This is a genomic window from Sutterella sp. KLE1602 (genome assembly GCF_001578585.1).
In the GTDB taxonomy this organism is placed as follows: Bacteria; Pseudomonadota; Gammaproteobacteria; order Burkholderiales; family Burkholderiaceae_F; genus Sutterella; species Sutterella wadsworthensis_A.
In genome coordinates this window covers 1-17346 of the sequence record NZ_KQ968499.1, presented here as the reverse complement: position 1 = coordinate 17346, position 17346 = coordinate 1, and the positions used below count along the sequence as shown (strand labels likewise).

13 protein-coding genes and 1 tRNA gene are annotated in these 17346 nt (G+C 59.0%); all 14 read left to right on the top strand.

Features of this window, described 5'->3' with window-relative positions; all coding sequences use genetic code 11:
• The coding region (gene tuf / locus HMPREF3036_RS02455; protein ID WP_062331215.1) for an elongation factor Tu at nucleotides 1-1103 on the top strand (1103 nt) is incomplete at its 5' end.
• Nucleotides 1104-1150: 47 nt separating this feature from the next.
• Nucleotides 1151-1226: transfer RNA gene (locus tag HMPREF3036_RS02450), tRNA-Trp, on the top strand.
• A 189-nt stretch (nucleotides 1227-1415) separates the two neighbouring features.
• Nucleotides 1416-1799 (top strand): preprotein translocase subunit SecE, encoded by a 384-nt coding sequence (secE, locus tag HMPREF3036_RS02445; RefSeq protein WP_005434229.1) that lies wholly within the window; start codon nucleotides 1416-1418, stop codon nucleotides 1797-1799.
• A 14-nt stretch (nucleotides 1800-1813) separates the two neighbouring features.
• The gene (nusG, locus tag HMPREF3036_RS02440) at nucleotides 1814-2350 is read left to right on the top strand and encodes a transcription termination/antitermination protein NusG (RefSeq protein WP_005434230.1); all 537 of its coding nucleotides are present in this window, start codon (nucleotides 1814-1816) and stop codon (nucleotides 2348-2350) included.
• A gap of 118 nt (nucleotides 2351-2468) precedes the next feature.
• Complete coding sequence (gene rplK, locus HMPREF3036_RS02435; RefSeq protein WP_005434231.1) at nucleotides 2469-2900, top strand: 50S ribosomal protein L11; 432 nt, start codon at nucleotides 2469-2471, stop codon at nucleotides 2898-2900.
• Nucleotides 2900-3595: a 50S ribosomal protein L1 gene (rplA, locus tag HMPREF3036_RS02430; protein ID WP_005434232.1), complete on the top strand. Its 696-nt coding sequence runs from the start codon at nucleotides 2900-2902 to the stop codon at nucleotides 3593-3595. The genes rplK and rplA overlap by 1 nt, the downstream gene beginning before the upstream one ends.
• Nucleotides 3596-4038: 443 nt before the next feature.
• A complete protein-coding gene (rplJ, locus tag HMPREF3036_RS02425) occupies nucleotides 4039-4569 on the top strand; it encodes a 50S ribosomal protein L10 (RefSeq protein ID WP_005434234.1) in 531 nt (176 codons plus the stop codon).
• A 46-nt stretch (nucleotides 4570-4615) separates the two neighbouring features.
• Entirely contained in the window at nucleotides 4616-4993 is a 378-nt protein-coding gene (gene rplL, locus HMPREF3036_RS02420) for a 50S ribosomal protein L7/L12 (protein WP_005434236.1), read from the top strand.
• 275 nt (nucleotides 4994-5268) lie between these two features.
• Entirely contained in the window at nucleotides 5269-9423 is a 4155-nt protein-coding gene (rpoB, locus tag HMPREF3036_RS02415; RefSeq protein WP_005434238.1) for a DNA-directed RNA polymerase subunit beta, read from the top strand.
• A 14-nt stretch (nucleotides 9424-9437) separates the two neighbouring features.
• Nucleotides 9438-13751, top strand: a complete 4314-nt coding sequence (gene rpoC, locus HMPREF3036_RS02410; RefSeq protein ID WP_005434245.1) for a DNA-directed RNA polymerase subunit beta' — start codon at nucleotides 9438-9440, stop codon at nucleotides 13749-13751.
• Between the two features lie 255 nt (nucleotides 13752-14006).
• A complete protein-coding gene (gene rpsL, locus HMPREF3036_RS02405; protein WP_005434247.1) occupies nucleotides 14007-14384 on the top strand; it encodes a 30S ribosomal protein S12 in 378 nt (125 codons plus the stop codon).
• 158 nt (nucleotides 14385-14542) lie between these two features.
• A complete protein-coding gene (gene rpsG / locus HMPREF3036_RS02400; protein ID WP_005434249.1) occupies nucleotides 14543-15013 on the top strand; it encodes a 30S ribosomal protein S7 in 471 nt (156 codons plus the stop codon).
• Between the two features lie 60 nt (nucleotides 15014-15073).
• Entirely contained in the window at nucleotides 15074-17176 is a 2103-nt protein-coding gene (gene fusA, locus HMPREF3036_RS02395) for an elongation factor G (RefSeq protein WP_005434252.1), read from the top strand.
• Between the two features lie 48 nt (nucleotides 17177-17224).
• Nucleotides 17225-17346: GTP-binding protein (locus HMPREF3036_RS02390; protein ID WP_231853552.1), on the top strand; the 122-nt coding region annotated here is incomplete at its 3' end.

The following is a 17346-nucleotide window of genomic DNA, read 5'->3' as shown; positions in this document are numbered from 1 at the left end:
CTGCTATCACCACGATCCTCTCCAAGAAGTTCGGCGGCGAAGCCAAGGCTTACGACCAGATCGACGCTGCGCCTGAAGAAAAGGCTCGCGGCATCACCATCAACACCGCTCACGTTGAATACGAAACGGCCACCCGTCACTATGCTCACGTTGACTGCCCGGGTCACGCTGACTACGTGAAGAACATGATTACCGGTGCTGCCCAGATGGATGGCGCCATCCTCGTGTGCTCCGCTGCTGACGGTCCGATGCCCCAGACGCGCGAACACATCCTTCTCGCTCGTCAGGTCGGTGTTCCGTACATCATCGTGTTCCTGAACAAGTGCGACATGGTCGACGACGAAGAACTTCTCGAACTCGTCGAAATGGAAGTCCGTGACCTTCTGTCCAACTACGACTTCCCGGGCGACACGATCCCCATTGTCAAGGGTTCCGCCAAGCTCGCTCTCGAAGGCGACCAGTCCCCGATCGGCGAACCGGCCATCCTCGCCCTCGCTGACCAGCTCGACTCCTACATCCCGACGCCGGAACGCGCCGTGGACCAGCCGTTCCTTATGCCGATCGAAGACGTGTTCTCGATCTCCGGCCGTGGTACGGTTGTGACGGGTCGTGTTGAACGTGGTGTCATCCGCGTTGGCGACGAAATCGAAATCGTCGGTATCAAGCCGACGACGAAGACGACCTGCACGGGCGTCGAAATGTTCCGCAAGCTCCTGGACGAAGGCGAAGCCGGTGACAACGTCGGTATCCTTCTCCGTGGTACGAAGCGTGAAGACGTCGAACGCGGCCAGGTTCTCGCCAAGCCGGGTACGATCACCCCGCACACCCACTTCAAGGGCGAAGTCTACGTCCTGACGAAGGAAGAAGGCGGCCGTCACACCCCGTTCTTCAAGGGCTATCGTCCGCAGTTCTACTTCCGTACGACGGACGTTACGGGCACGATCGAACTGCCGGAAGGTGTTGAAATGGTCATGCCTGGCGACAACATCCAGATGACTGTCAAGCTCATCTGCCCGATCGCCATGGAACAGGGTCTCCGCTTCGCCATCCGCGAAGGCGGTCACACCGTCGGCGCTGGCGTGGTTGCTGCCGTCATCGAATAATTCTGAAAAGAATTGGCGGCTGACCTGAAAGGGCCGGCCGCGCGAAAAGGGGTATAGCTCAATCGGCAGAGCGACGGTCTCCAAAACCGTAGGTTGAGGGTTCGATTCCTTCTGCCCCTGCCAAAAAAGAAGTCAAGCCGCGATCTGTGATCGCGGCTTGACTTTTATCTATCTGCGGAATCTGAAAGCGCAGAAAGTCGGGAATTTTTCGCCTATATGGCTTCGGTTCCCGCTAAAATAGCAAGCTTGCATTTCTTTTACTTTTCGTCGGCGCGCCGCTGAACAGGTCGCAGCGTGTTGGCAGGAATGAATATGAACAATCAAAACGTTGAACCCGCAACCAGCAAGTCGGACATCGTGCTGGTGACGCTCGCCGTCCTGTGTGCCGTTGCCGGCGTTATTGCCTTTTCCCTCCTGACGTCCCAGACGCTCGCCGTCCGTCTCGGCGCGCTCTTCGGCGGTCTGGTTGCCGGCGTCGTGCTCGCTTGGTTCAGCCCCTCCGGCAAGCGCCTTCTGAACTACGGCCGCCAGTCCTGGGAAGAACTGCGCCGCGTCGTCTGGCCGACTCGCAAGGAAACGCTCAACACGACGGGCCTCGTCATGGCCTTCGTCGTAGTGATCGCGATCTTCCTTTTCCTTTGCGACAAGCTGATTGAGTGGGGTCTCTACGACGGCCTGCTCCGTCTTTCTCTTTAATGTGAGGTTGAGTCATGAGCGATAACGGCATGAAGTGGTACACGATTCACGTCTACTCTTCCATGGAGAAGAGCGTGAAGAAGGCTCTCGAGGAGCGTATTGGCCGCAGCGACCTGCGCGAAAGCTTCGGTCAGGTTCTCCTGCCCGTTGAACGCGTTCAGGAAGTCCGCAACGGTCGCAAGTACACTAGCGAGCGCCGCATGTACCCCGGCTACGTCTTCATCGAAATGGTGATGAACGACGCTACGTGGCATCTCGTCAACTCCACCCCACGCGTCATTGAGTTCCTCGGCAACAACAACCCCGTGGTGCTTTCCGAGGCTGAAGTGGCCTCCATCATGGCTCAGATGGAGCAGGGCTCCGAGAAGCCGCGTCCCAAGATCGAATTCGAGATCGGCGAGGAGATCCGCGTCAAGAACGGCCCGTTCAAGGACTTCAACGGCCGCATCGAGGCCGTCGACTACGACAAGAGCCGTCTCCAGGTCTTCGTGTCCATTTTCAGCCGCGAAACGCTGGTGGACCTCGACTTCAACGAAGTCGAAAAAATCTAAAAAAATTCTGGCGTGTCGCTTGCACACCGATTTTTTCGGTGGTATAGTGCACGCCTTTCTCACACATACATGGGGAGCTCAAGCAATTGAGCGCATGAACCCATAAGGAAATTTAACGATGGCTAAGAAGATCATCGGCTTTATCAAGCTGCAGGTGCCGGCTGGTAAGGCCAACCCCTCGCCTCCTATCGGTCCGGCTCTCGGTCAGCGCGGTCTGAACATCATGGAGTTCTGCAAGGCCTTTAACGCTAAGACGCAGGGCATGGAAGCTGGTCTTCCGATCCCGGTCGTCATCACCGCGTACGCCGACAAGAGCTTCACGTTCATCATGAAGACCCCGCCGGCCACGATCCTGATCAAGAAGGCTGCCAAGATCCAGAAGGGTTCTTCCCGTCCGAACACGGAAAAGGTCGCCAAGATCACGCGCGCTCAGGCTGAAGAAATCGCCAAGACGAAGGCTCCGGACCTTACCGCTGCCGACATCGACGCTGCTGTTCGTACGATCGCTGGTTCCGCTCGTTCCATGGGCATCATTGTGGAGGGTCTGTAATGGCTAAGCTTTGCAAGCGCATGAAGGCTCTCAACGCCAAGGTCGAAGCCAACAAGCTTTACACCGCTGTTGAAGCTCTCGAACTCATCAAGGAAACGGCTGTTGCCAAGTTCGACGAATCTGTCGACGTGGCCGTCCAGCTCGGCATCGATCCGCGCAAGTCCGACCAGGCCGTCCGCGGCGCTGTCGTGATGCCGGAAGGCACGGGCAAGACCGTTCGCGTTGCCGTGTTCACCCAGGGCGCCAAGGCTGAAGAAGCTCTTGCCGCCGGCGCCGATATCGTCGGTTTCGACGACCTCGCCGCCAAGGTCAAGGCCGGTGAGCTCGACTTCGACGTCGTCATCGCCTCCCCGGATGCGATGCGCGTTGTCGGCCAGCTCGGCCAGATCCTCGGCCCGCGCGGCCTGATGCCGAACCCGAAGGTCGGTACTGTCACCCCGAACGTTGCCCAGGCTGTCAAGAACGCCAAGGCCGGTCAGGTCCAGTTCCGCGCCGACAAGGCTGGTATCATCCACGCCCCGATCGGTCGTGCCTCCTTCACGGCTGACCGCCTCCAGAAGAACCTGGTGGCTCTCATCGACCAGCTCAACAAGCTGAAGCCGGCTTCCTCGAAGGGCCAGTACCTCCGCAAGGTTGCCGTCTCCTCCACGATGGGCATCGGTGTTCGCGTTGATATCGGTTCTATCAACAACTAATGAACCAAACATAACGGGGTCGGTCCTCCGTTGGTCAGGGCAACCTGATCAGGACGCTGCGAAAGCGGCGAGACCGGAAAAGAGAAATCTTTTCTCGAGACCGTGAGGTCTCAAGGGCTTTGGGTGACGGGGCCGAGCAATCGGGCCCGTCGCTGTCAAAGACCGCTGGAGAAGCAAAGGTCAACAATTCTCTGAAAGCAACGAAGAGATTGACACCGGCGCTTTTTAATGGGCTTGTGAACTTCACTGCCGATGCTTTCACGGCAGTGGGATGACCGCCAAGTCGTCCAGCGCAGACGGTAAACCGAAGAGAGATATTGCGTTGTGTTTCAGACCACAAGCTCGTGTGCTTGTGTAAAAAATCAGCCAAAACTCTCAGAAGTATGCCGGTTATTTGAAAACCGGTGTCCTCGCAAGGGGACACCTCTGAGTGGAGCCAGACCATGGGTCTTAATCGTCAAGATAAGGCTGCTGTCATTGAAGAAGTCGCTGGCATCGTTGCCAACTCTTCCTCGATCGTCATCGCCGAATACCGTGGGCTGAGCGTTGAGGCCGTCACGAAGCTTCGTGCTGAAGCACGTAAGAACAATGTGACGTTGCGTGTTGTCAAGAACACGTTGGTTCGCCGCGCCGTCGAAGGTACGGAATTTGCCGGACTCGCTGACCAGTTCGTTGGTCCGCTCGTCTACGGCTTCTCCGCCGACCCGGTTGCTGCCGCCAAGGTTCTCGTCAATTTCGCCAAGGACAACGACAAGCTCGTTATCAAGGGCGGCGCGATGGCCAACACCGTCATGGATGTTGAAGCCGTCAAGCAGCTCGCTACGATGCCGAGCCGTGAAGAACTCCTTGCCAAGTTGATGGCTACGATGAACGAACCTATCGCCAAGTTCGTCCGCACCATCAACGAAGTCCCGGCCCGCTTTGTGCGTACCGTGGCTGCCGTGCGCGATGCCAAGGAACAGGCTGCTGCCTAACCTAAACTTTTTTTAAACAAAACACTACGTAATACGGAGCTATAAAATGGCCCTTACCAATGAAGAAATCCTCGAAGCGATCGCTTCCAAGACCGTTCTCGAAATCTCCGAACTCATCAAGATGATGGAAGAAAAGTTCGGCGTTTCCGCTGCTGCCGCTGCTGTCGCCGTTGCCGCCCCGGCCGCTGGCGCTGCCGCCGCTGCTGAAGAAAAGACGGAATTCGACGTCGTTCTCGAATCCGCCGGTTCCAACAAGATCGCCGTCATCAAGGTCGTTCGCGAAATGACCGGCCTCGGCCTCAAGGAAGCCAAGGACCTCGTCGAAGGCGCTCCGAAGGCTGTCAAGGAAGGCCTCCCGAAGGCTGACGCCGAAGCTGCTGCCAAGAAGCTCGAAGAAGCCGGCGCCAAGGTCGCTCTCAAGTAATTTTTACTTGATTTGACTGAACAAAGCGAGCACAATTAAAGTCGCTCGCTTTGTTTTTCAGAGTCTCCCGAAAGGGAGACTTTGAACTATGTTCTCCCAGGATGGAGAATGGAGTTCAAAGTCTTTCTTCTTTGATGAACCGCTTAACTTGAAATATCCCCATATCCGCCGCGCGGGTTCAACCGACAGGTTGTGCTTCCCGAGCGGCTTTTGGCGTCCATAGAGTTTGCGTTCATCAATTTTTGGTTCATCCCTCAATGTCGAACGGAGTGTCCATGTCGTACTCGTTCACTGAAAAGAAGCGCATCCGCAAGAGCTTTGCCTCTCGCCCGAGCGTCCTTGAAGTGCCTTCCCTGCTTGATACTCAGCTTCGTTCCTACGAAGAATTTCTGCAGGCGGACGTTGCCCCGAACAAGCGCAATACCGAATACGGTTTGCAGGCAGCGTTTACTTCCATCTTCCCGATTACCAGCCACAACGGTTACGCACGTCTTCGCTTCGTCGATTACGAGCTTGCTGAACCGGAATTCGACGTCGCCGAGTGCCAGCTCCGCGGCCTGACGTTCTGCAGCCGTCTTCGCGCCAAGATCCAGCTGGAAATCTTTGACCGCGATGCCGCCAAGCCCGAGACGCTGAAGGAAATTCGCGAAAATGACGTCTACATGGGCGAAATCCCGCTCATGACGGAGAAGGGCTCGTTCATCATCAACGGCACGGAACGCGTCATCGTCAGCCAGCTGCACCGTTCGCCCGGCATTTTCTTTGAACATGACAAGGGCAAGACGCACTCCTCCGGCAAGCTGCTCTTCTCGGCTCGCGTGATTCCTTACCGCGGCTCTTGGCTTGACTTCGAATTCGACGCCAAGGACATCCTGTACTTCCGCGTCGACCGCCGCCGCAAGATGCCCGGCACGATTCTGCTCAAGGCCCTCGGCCTGACGCCGGAAGACATCCTTGCGCGCTTCTTCACGTTCGACGAAATCACGATCAACGCCAACGGCGCCTCCCTTCCGTTCGTTCCCGAACGCCTGAAGGGCCAGACCGTCAGCTTCCCGATCATTGCCGACGGCAAGGAAGTGGTGCCCGCCGACAAGCGCATCACCGCCAAGCACATCCGCGACCTGACGAAGGCCGGCGTGACGAGCATTCCCGTTCCCGACGAATATGTTCTCGGCCGCGTTCTCGGCAAGAACATCGTTGACGAGGAAACAGGTGAAGTCATTGCCAACTGCAACGACGAAATCACGCCCGATCTTCTTTCCCAGCTCCGCGTCGCCAAGATCAAGACGATCTTCACGATCTTCACGAACGAACTCGACCACGGTTCCTACATCTCGTCCACGCTTCGTCTGGACGACACGCCGGATCAGCTCGCCGCACGCGTCGCGATCTACCGCATGATGCGTCCGGGCGAACCGCCCACGGAAGACGCTGTCGAGGCTCTGTTCAACCGTCTCTTCTTCGATGCCGAAGCGTACGATCTGTCCCGCGTCGGCCGCATGAAGGTCAATGCCCGTTTCGGCCGTGAAGGCGCTACGGGTTCCATGACGCTTACCCGCGAAGACATCATCGACACGATGGCCGTCCTCGTTGCCCTGCGCAACGGTCAGGACACCGTCGAGCTCTTTGATGCCGACGGCGTGGCCCGCACCTGCGTGGTCAACGGCGTCGACGACATCGACCACCTGGGCAACCGTCGTGTCCGCTGTGTCGGCGAACTCGCCGAAAACCAGTTCCGCTCCGGCCTCGTGCGCGTTGAGCGAGCTGTCAAGGAACGACTCAACCAGGCTGAAAGCGATGGCCTCACGCCGCAGGATCTGATCAACTCCAAGCCGATCAGCGCCGCCATCCGCGAGTTCTTCGGCTCGAGCCAGCTGTCCCAGTTCATGGACCAGACGAACCCGCTGTCGGAAATCACTCACAAGCGCCGTATTTCGGCCCTTGGCCCGGGTGGTCTGACTCGCGAACGCGCCGGCTTCGAAGTCCGAGACGTGCATCCGACCCACTACGGTCGCGTCTGCCCAATTGAAACGCCTGAAGGTCCGAACATCGGTCTTATCAACTCGCTCGCCCTTTACGCCCGCCTCAACGAATACGGCTTCCTTGAAACGCCGTACCGCAAGGTGGTCGACGGCGTCGCGACGCAGGAAATCTCCTACCTGTCCGCCATTGAGGAAGGCCGCTACATCATCGCTCAGGCCAACGCCGAGATGGACGAGAACGGCCGTCTGACGCAGGAACTCGTTTCCGCCCGTGACAACGGCGAAACGGTTCTCGCCAGCCCGGACCGCATCCAGTACATGGACGTGGCCCCGTCTCAGATCGTCTCCTGCGCCGCCGCTTTGATTCCGTTCCTGGAACACGACGACGCGAACCGTGCTCTGATGGGTTCGAACATGCAGCGTCAGGGCGTGCCCTGCCTCCGTCCGGAAAAGCCGGTCGTGGGTACCGGCATCGAGCGCACGGTTGCCGTTGACTCCAAGACTGCCGTTCAGGCTCGCCGCGGCGGCGTCGTCGACTATGTCGACGCGAACCGCGTGGTGATCCGTGTGAACGACGAGGAAAGCATCGCCGGCGAAACCGGTGTGGACATCTACAACCTGCAGAAGTTCACGCGTTCCAACCAGTCCACGAACATCAACCAGCGTCCGATCGTTGTCAAGGGTGACCGGGTTGCGGTCGGCGACGTGCTCGCCGACGGTGCCTCCACTGACACCGGCGAACTCGCCCTCGGCCAGAACATGCTGATCGCGTTCATGCCGTGGAACGGCTACAACTACGAAGACTCGGTGCTCATCTCCGAACGCGTGGTTGCCGACGATCGCTACACCTCGATCCACATCGAGGAGCTCTCCGTCGTCGCCCGCGACACGAAGCTCGGCGCTGAGGAAATCACGCGCGACATCTCGAACCTGTCCGAAAACCAGCTGTCCCGTCTCGACGACTCTGGCATCGTGTTCATCGGTGCTGAAGTGAAGGCCGGCGACGTGCTTGTCGGCAAGGTCACGCCGAAGGGCGAAACCCAGCTCACGCCGGAAGAAAAGCTCCTGCGCGTGATCTTCGGTGAGAAGGCCTCCGACGTCAAGGATACCTCGCTGCGCGTTCCGTCTGGCATGACCGGCACCGTGATCGACGTTCAGGTCTTCACGCGTGACGGCGTCAAGCGCGACAAGCGTGCCGAAAGCATCATCGAGGACGCCCTCAAGCGCTATCGCCGCGACCTGGACGACCAGCTGCGCATTGTTGAACGCGACGCGTTCGACCGTCTGCGTCGTCAGCTCGTCGGCCACAAGGTTGCCGGCGGCCCCGACGCCTTCAAGCCGGGCGTTGCGCTCACGATGGAAATGCTCGAGGCCGTTCCCGGCTACGATCTCTTCAACCTCCGCATGGAGGAAGAGGGTGCCCAGCACATCATCGATCTGACGATGCGCGCCATTCAGGACACGCGTGAACAGAACGACCGCAAGTACGCCACGAAGAAGGACAAGCTCACCCGCGGCGACGAACTGCCCCCGGGCGTGCTCAAGATGGTCAAGGTGTACATCGCCGAACGCCGTCGTCTGCAGCCTGGCGACAAGATGGCCGGCCGTCACGGTAACAAGGGTGTGGTCTCCAAGATCTGCCCGGTTGAAGACATGCCGTACATGGCCGACGGTCGTCCCGCCGACATCGTTCTGAACCCGCTCGGCGTGCCGTCCCGTATGAACATCGGTCAGGTGCTTGAAGTGCATCTCGGCTGGGCTGCCAAGGGTCTCGGCTGGCGCATTGAGGAAATGCTCAAGACCGAACAGGTCCGCCAGATCCGCGCCTTCCTGAACGAGGTGTACAACCGCACGGGCAAGAAGGAAGATCTCGACAGCCTTACCGACGACGAGCTGATGGCCATGGCGCGCAATCTGCGCAATGGCGTTCCGTTTGCCACGCCGGTGTTCGACGGTGCCACGGAAGAACAGGTCCGCATGATGCTCGACCTCGCCTTCCCGGACGACGAAGCCGCCCGTCTGCAGCTCACGCCCGCCAAGACGCAGGCCCGCCTCTATGACGGCCGCACCGGTGAAGCGTTCGAGCGCCCCGTCACGGTTGGCTTCATGCACTATCTGAAGCTGCATCACCTGGTCGACGACAAGATGCATGCCCGTTCCACGGGTCCGTACTCCCTCGTCACCCAGCAGCCGCTCGGCGGCAAGGCGCAGTTCGGCGGCCAGCGCTTCGGTGAAATGGAAGTCTGGGCCCTCGAAGCCTACGGCGCCTCCTACGTGCTGCAGGAAATGCTTACTGTCAAGTCTGACGACGTTAACGGTCGTACCAAGGTTTACGAAAACATCGTCAAGGGTGACCACAAGATTGAAGCGGGCATGCCCGAATCCTTCAACGTGTTGGTCAAGGAAATCCGGTCGTTGGGTATCGACATCGACCTCGTCAAGAACTAAGGGGAAATTAAGCGATGAGAATGCCGCTTAACGATATCTTCAACCAGGTCCAGTCGGAAGATCATTTCGACGCGATCCGCATCGGACTTGCCAGTCCCGAAAAGATCCACTCCTGGTCCTACGGTGAAGTCAAGAAGCCTGAGACGATTAACTATCGTACCCAGAAGCCGGAACGCGACGGTCTTTTCTGTGCCAAGATCTTTGGCCCGGTGAAGGATTATGAGTGCCTTTGCGGCAAGTACAAGCGCCTCAAGAATCGCGGCGTGATCTGCGAAAAGTGTGGCGTTGAAGTCACGCTCGCCAAGGTTCGCCGCGAACGCATGGGTCACATCGACCTCGCCAGCCCTGTCGCTCACATCTGGTTCCTCAAGAGCCTTCCGAGCCGTATGGGCATGGTGCTCGACATCCCGCTGCGCGACATCGAGCGCGTGCTGTACTTCGAAGCCTACATCGTCGTTGATCCGGGCCTTTCCACGCTCGAGCGTGGCCAGCTGCTCAGCGAAGAGGACTTCATTGCCGCCACGACCGAATTCGGTGACGACTTCGTCGCCATGATGGGCGCTGAAGCCATCGGCGAGCTCCTGCGCACGATCGACATCGATCAGGAAGTCGAACGTCTGCGCACCGAGCTCCGCGAGACGAGCTCCGAAGCCAAGATCAAGAAGTTCGCCAAGCGCCTCAAGGTGCTTGAAGGCTTCCAGCGCTCCGGCATCAAGCCCGAATGGATGATCATGACGGTCCTCCCGGTTCTTCCGCCGGACCTGCGTCCGCTCGTCGCCCTTGACGGCGGCCGCTTCGCGACGTCCGACCTGAACGACCTGTACCGCCGCGTCATCAACCGTAACAACCGTCTGAAGCGCCTCCTCGAGATCAAGGCTCCGGACATCATCGTGCGCAACGAAAAGCGCATGTTGCAGGAAGCCGTCGACTCTCTGCTCGACAACGGCCGCCGCGGCAAGGCGATGACCGGTGCCAACAAGCGCCCGCTCAAATCCCTCGCCGACATGATCAAGGGCAAGAGCGGCCGCTTCCGTCAGAACCTGCTCGGCAAGCGCGTGGACTACTCCGGCCGTTCCGTTATTACGGTGGGTCCTGAACTCCGTCTGCACCAGTGCGGTCTGCCGAAGCTCATGGCTCTCGAGCTCTTCAAGCCGTTCATCTTCAACAAGCTCGTGCTCCGCGGTCTCGCCGTGACGCCGAAGGCTGCCAAGAAGATGGTTGAGAACCAGGATCCTGTCGTCTGGGACATCCTCGAAGAGGTGATCTACGAACACCCGGTCATGCTCAACCGTGCTCCGACGCTGCACCGTCTCGGCATTCAGGCGTTCGAGCCCAAGCTGATCGAAGGCAAGGCCCTCCAGCTGCATCCGCTCGTCTGCGCCGCCTTCAATGCCGACTTCGACGGTGACCAGATGGCCGTTCACGTGCCGCTCTCGCTCGAAGCCCAGCTTGAAGCCCGCTCGCTGATGATGGCCTCCAACAACGTCCTGTTCCCGGCCAACGGCGATCCGTCGATCGTGCCGTCTCAGGACATGGTGCTCGGTCTCTACTACGCTACGCGTGAAAAGATCAACGGCAAGGGCGAGGGCATGTTCTTTGCCGACGTCGCCGAAGTTCAGCGCGCCTGGGACAACAAGGTTGTCGAACTCCAGACCCGCTGCACGGTCCGTATCCGCGAATACGACGTCAACAAGGAAACGGGTGAAAAGACCCCGCGCATGGTTCGTTACGAAACCACCGTCGGCCGCGCTCTCCTCTCCGAAATCCTGCCGGAAGGCATGAGCTTCAAGGAACTCAACATCACCTTGAAGAAGAAGGAGATCGCCAAGCTGATCAACCGCTGCTTCCGCAAGTGCGGCCTGCGCGCGACGGTCATGTTCGCCGACAAGCTCAAGGACAACGGCTACCGTCTGTCGACGCGCGCCGGCATCTCCATCTGCGTGGGTGACATGGCCGTCCCCGCTCAGAAGGAAAAGCTCGTCCATGACGCCGAACAGGAAGTCAAGGAAATCGAAGCCCAGTACACGTCCGGTCTCGTGACCCAGGGTGAACGCTACAACAAGGTGGTGGACATCTGGGGCCGCACGGCCGACCAGGTGGGCAAGGTGATGATGACCGAGCTCTCCACCGAACCGACGATCGACCGTCACGGCAAGAAGGTTCGTCAGGAATCGTTCAACAGCGTCTACATGATGGCCGACTCCGGTGCTCGTGGTTCCGCAGCCCAGATTCGCCAGCTCGCCGGCATGCGCGGCCTGATGGCCAAGCCGGACGGCTCCATTATTGAAACGCCGATTACCGCGAACTTCCGTGAAGGCTTGAACGTTCTGCAGTACTTCATTTCGACCCACGGTGCCCGTAAGGGTCTGGCCGACACGGCTCTGAAGACCGCTAACTCCGGTTACCTGACGCGTCGTCTCGTCGACGTGACGCAGGACCTCGTGGTGACGGAAGACGACTGCGGCACGACCAACGGCGTTGAAATGCGCGCTCTGGTCGAAGGCGGTGAAGTCATTCAGGCTCTCCGTGACCGCGTCCTCGGCCGCGTGACCGCCACCGACGTCGTCAACCCCGACGACGGCGAAGTGGTCATTGCCGCCGGCACGCTGATCGACGAAGACTGCTGCGATCTGATCGAAAAGCTCGCGATCGACATGGTCAAGGTCCGTACGCCGCTCACCTGCGAAACGCGCTACGGCCTTTGCGCCAAGTGCTACGGCCGCGACCTCGGCCGCGGCTCGATCGTCAATGCCGGTGAATCCGTCGGCGTGATCGCCGCCCAGTCCATCGGTGAACCGGGTACCCAGCTGACGATGCGTACGTTCCATATCGGTGGTGCCGCTTCCCGTGCCGCCGTGGCCTCCAGCGTCGAAGCCAAGTCCTCCGGTGTCGTGAGCTACTCCCCGGCCATGCGCTACGTCCGCTCCGCCAAGGGCGAACTGGTCGTCATTTCCCGTTCCGGCGAAATCGTCATTACGGAAAACGGCCGCGAACGCGAACGCCACAAGGTTCCGTACGGCGCCACGTTGCTCGTGATGCCCGACCAGGAAATCAAGGCCGGCCAGATGCTCGCCAACTGGGATCCGATGACGCGTCCGATTATCACGGAATACGCCGGTACGATTAAGTTCGAAAACGTCGTTGAAAACGTGACCGTGATGAATCAGGTCGACGAAGTGACGGGCCTTTCCAGCCTCGTCGTCATTGACCCGAAGCGCTCCACCACGACCGCCAAGGGCAAGGGCAAGTCCCAGAACGCCGGCATCCTGCGTCCGTTGGTTCACCTCATTGACGAAAACGGCAATGAAGTGAAGATCCCGGGCACGGACCATGCCGTGACGATTCAGCTGCCTGTCGGCGCCTTCGTGGTTGTCCGTGACGGCCAGCAGATCGGCATGGGTGAGGTTCTCGCCCGCATCCCGGTCGAATCGCAGAAGACCCGAGACATTACCGGCGGTCTGCCGCGCGTTGCCGAACTCTTTGAAGCCCGCAGCCCGAAGGATGCCGGCATGCTCGCCGAAGTGACGGGCACGGTGACCTTTGGCAAGGAAACGAAGGGCAAGCAGCGCCTGATCATCACCGGCAACGACGGCGTCGCCCACGAAACGCTGATCAGTAAGGACAAGACGGTTCTTGTCCATGATGGTCAGGTCGTTCAGAAGGGTGAAGAAGTGGTTGACGGTCCGGTCGATCCGCACGACATCCTCCGCCTGCTCGGCATCGAGGAGCTCGCCCGCTACATCGTCGACGAAGTGCAGGACGTTTATCGTCTGCAGGGTGTGAAGATCAACGACAAGCACATTGAAGTGATCGTCCGCCAGATGCTGCGCCGCGTCCAGATCACCGATCCGGGCGACACGCACTTCATCACCGGCGAACAGGTCGAACGCTCCGAAATGCTCGACGAGAACGATCGCGTCGTCGCTCAGGGCCTGCGCCCCGCCAGCTACGACAACGTCCTCCTCGGCATTACGAAGGCCTCGCTTTCCACGGACAGCTTCATCTCGGCCGCTTCGTTCCAGGAAACGACGCGCGTCCTTACGGAAGCCGCCATCATGGGCAAGCAGGACGAGCTCCGCGGTCTGAAGGAAAACGTCATCGTCGGCCGTCTGATCCCCGCCGGTACGGGTCTCGCCTATCATCAGGCTCACAAGGCTCGCGAACAGGCCGAACGCCTGGAAGCTGAGACCGCCCGCGCTTCGGTCACGACCGAGGATCCGTTCCTCGAGCCCTCCGCCGTTGTCGATCCGTTCGCATCTCTTGATGCGCCGCTGACGACCACTGGCGAAGAGTTTGCCGACGGTTCCAAGAAGGAAGGCGCCAAGTAATAGCGCCCGAGTTCTGAAATGAACAGAAAGCCCGTCTCCTGAAAGGGAGGCGGGCTTTTTAGTACAAAAAAAGCCCCTTCACTTGACAGGGAAGGGTGTTATGGTCGAAAATCACATGCTTTTCAGGGACAGTGTCTCCATCGAATCGGCTCTTTGCCTCTGCGCCTAGGCTGTTCGGGGAGAATAGGGTGCCTGAAGCGTTTATAACCAGAGCCTGCATGGTGCAGGCCAAACTTTAGTTTTAGACGGACGTTTATGCCTACTATTAACCAGCTTGTTCGCAAGCCCCGTGAGCTCACGCACGACAAGAGCAAGAGCCCCGCTCTTAAGAACTGCCCGCAGAAGCGCGGCGTTTGCACTCGTGTGTACACCACGACCCCGAAGAAGCCGAACTCTGCTCTTCGTAAGGTCGCCAAGGTGCGCCTGACCAACGGTTTCGAAGTCATTTCGTACATCGGCGGTGAAGGCCACAACCTCCAGGAACACTCTGTCGTGCTTATCCGCGGCGGCCGTGTGAAGGACCTTCCTGGTGTTCGTTACCACATCGTCCGCGGCTCTCTGGATACCCAGGGCGTCAAGGATCGTAAGCAGGCCCGTTCCAAGTACGGTGCCAAGCGCCCGAAGGCCGCTTAATTTTCGCGGCGATACGCCGTGGACAAACGGTTGTCGCCTTGAATTAAGGCGTAACCGAGTAAGTCGCGATCCATGGGATCGCTTTAAATCAAATTTATCCGCTCGTTACTTTTTTTCACTGGGCGGATATAGACTGAAGACACGAAAGAGGAAATCAAATGCCCCGTCGTCGCGAAGTTCCGAAGCGCGAAGTGCTTGCCGACCCGAAGTTCGGCAGCGTCGAAATTACCAAGTTCATCAACGTGATCATGCTTGACGGCAAGAAGGCCGTGGCCGAACGCATCGTTTACGGCGCCCTCCAGCAGATCGAAGAAAAGTCCGGCAAGAACGCCTTGGAAGTGTTCACCACCGCCCTGAACAACGTCCGTCCGCTGGTGGAAGTCAAGTCCCGCCGCGTTGGTGGTGCCAACTATCAGGTTCCGGTCGAAGTCCGTCCTGTCCGCCGTATGGCCCTCGCCATGCGCTGGCTCCGTGAATCTGCCAAGAAGCGTTCTGAAAAGTCCATGCCGCAGCGTCTCGCCGGCGAACTGCTCGACGCGGCCGAAGGCCGTGGCGGCGCCATGAAGAAGCGTGACGAAGTCCATCGTATGGCTGAAGCCAACAAGGCCTTCTCGCACTTCCGCTTCTAATTCCTGTTCGCTGCATGGGGAATTTCCTCTCCATGCAGCTTGTCTAGTGAGGAACCTTAAATGGCTCGTCAAACCCCGATTTCGCGTTACCGCAATATCGGTATCTCTGCCCACATTGACGCGGGCAAGACCACCACGTCCGAACGTATTCTGTTCTACACCGGTGTCAACCACAAGATCGGTGAAGTGCATGATGGCGCCGCCACCATGGACTGGATGGAACAGGAACAGGAACGTGGCATCACGATTACGTCCGCTGCCACCACCGCCTTCTGGCGCGGCATGGAAATGCAGTGGGAACCGTATCGTCTGAACATCATCGACACCCCGGGGCACGTTGACTTCACCGTTGAAGTTGAACGTTCCATGCGCGTCCTCGACGGCGCCTGCATGGTCTACTGCGCCGTGGGCGGCGTGCAGCCGCAGTCCGAAACCGTTTGGCGTCAGGCCAACAAGTACCGCGTTCCCCGTCTTGCCTTCGTGAACAAGATGGACCGTACCGGTGCCAACTTCTTCAAGGTCTACGACCAGATGAAGAAGCGCCTCAATGCCAATCCGGTTCCCGTCGTTGTGCCCATCGGTGCTGAAGACCAGTTCGAAGGCGTTGTCGACCTCATCAAGATGAAGGGCATCATTTGGGATGCGAAGTCTCAGGGCATGACCTTCGAATACGTCGACATCCCCGCCAACCTCGTTGACGTTGCCCAGGAATGGCACGAAAAGATGGTTGAGAGCGCTGCGGAAGCTTCCGAAGAGCTCATGAACAAGTACCTCGAAAACGGCGAACTCTCCGAAGAGGACATCATCGCCGGTCTTCGTCAGCGTACCATCGCCTGCGAAATCCAGCCGATGCTTTGCGGTTCCGCCTTCAAGAACAAGGGCGTGCAGCGCATGCTCGACGCCGTCGTGCAGTTCCTGCCGGCCCCGTCCGACATTCCGCCGGTTGAAGGTTTCGACCTCGACGAAAAGCCGACCTTCCGTGAAGCCAAGGACGAAGCTCCGTTCGCCGCTCTCGCGTTCAAGATCATGACCGACCCGTACGTCGGCCAGCTGACCTTCCTCCGCGTCTACTCCGGCGTTCTGAACTCCGGTGACACGGTCATGAACTCCGTCAAGGGTCAGAAGGAACGTATCGGCCGTCTGCTCCAGATGCACGCCAACGAACGTAAGGAAATCAAGTTCGTGGAAGCCGGCGACATCGCCGCTGCCGTGGGCCTGAAGAACGTTACGACGGGTGACACGCTCTGCGCTGTCGACGCTCCGGTCATCCTCGAACGCATGGAATTCCCGGAGCCGGTTATTTCCCAGGCTGTCGAACCGAAGACCAAGGCCGACCAGGAAAAGATGGCTCTCGCTCTGAACCGTCTTGCTCAGGAAGACCCGTCCTTCCGCGTCCGCACGGACGAAGAATCCGGCCAGACGATTATTTCCGGTATGGGCGAACTCCACCTCGAAATTCTCGTCGACCGCATGAAGCGCGAATTCAACGTCGAAGCCTCCGTGGGCAAGCCCCAGGTTGCTTACCGTGAAACGATCCGCTCCGTGGTTGAAAACGCCGAATGCAAGTTCGCCAAGCAGTCCGGCGGCCGTGGTCAGTACGGTCACGTCGTGCTCAAGCTCGAACCGCTCGAACCCGGCAAGGGCTTCGAATTCGTCGACGCCATCAAGGGCGGCGTGGTTCCGCGCGAATACATCCCGGCCGTTGAAAAGGGTGTCGAAGACACGCTCAAGGCTGGCGTCCTCGCCGGCTACCCGGTTGTTGACGTGAAGGTCACGCTCCACTTCGGTTCCTACCACGAAGTCGACTCGAACGAAAACGCGTTCAAGATGGCTGCCTCCATGGCCTTCAAGGAAGGTATGCGCAAGGCTGATCCGGTTCTTCTCGAGCCGATCATGGCTGTCGAAGTCGAAACGCCGGAAGAAAAGATGGGCGACGTCATGGGCGACCTTTCTTCCCGCCGTGGTGTGATCCAGGGCATGGACGACCTCGTTGGCGGCGGCAAGAGCATCAAGGCTGAAGTGCCGCTGGCTGAAATGTTCGGCTACGCTACGCAGCTTCGCTCCCTCACGCAGGGCCGTGCCACGTACACGATGGAATTCAAGCACTACGCTGAAGCTCCGCGCAACGTCGCCGAAGCCGTGATCGCCGACAAGGCCAAGTAAGATCTACAATAGAACTGTTTTTTAACCCCTAATCTTTAAGGACCAAAAATGGCCAAGGGTAAGTTTGAACGTACCAAGCCCCACGTTAACGTGGGCACGATCGGTCACGTGGACCATGGTAAGACCACGCTGACGGCTGCTATCACCACGATCCTCTCCAAGAAGTTCGG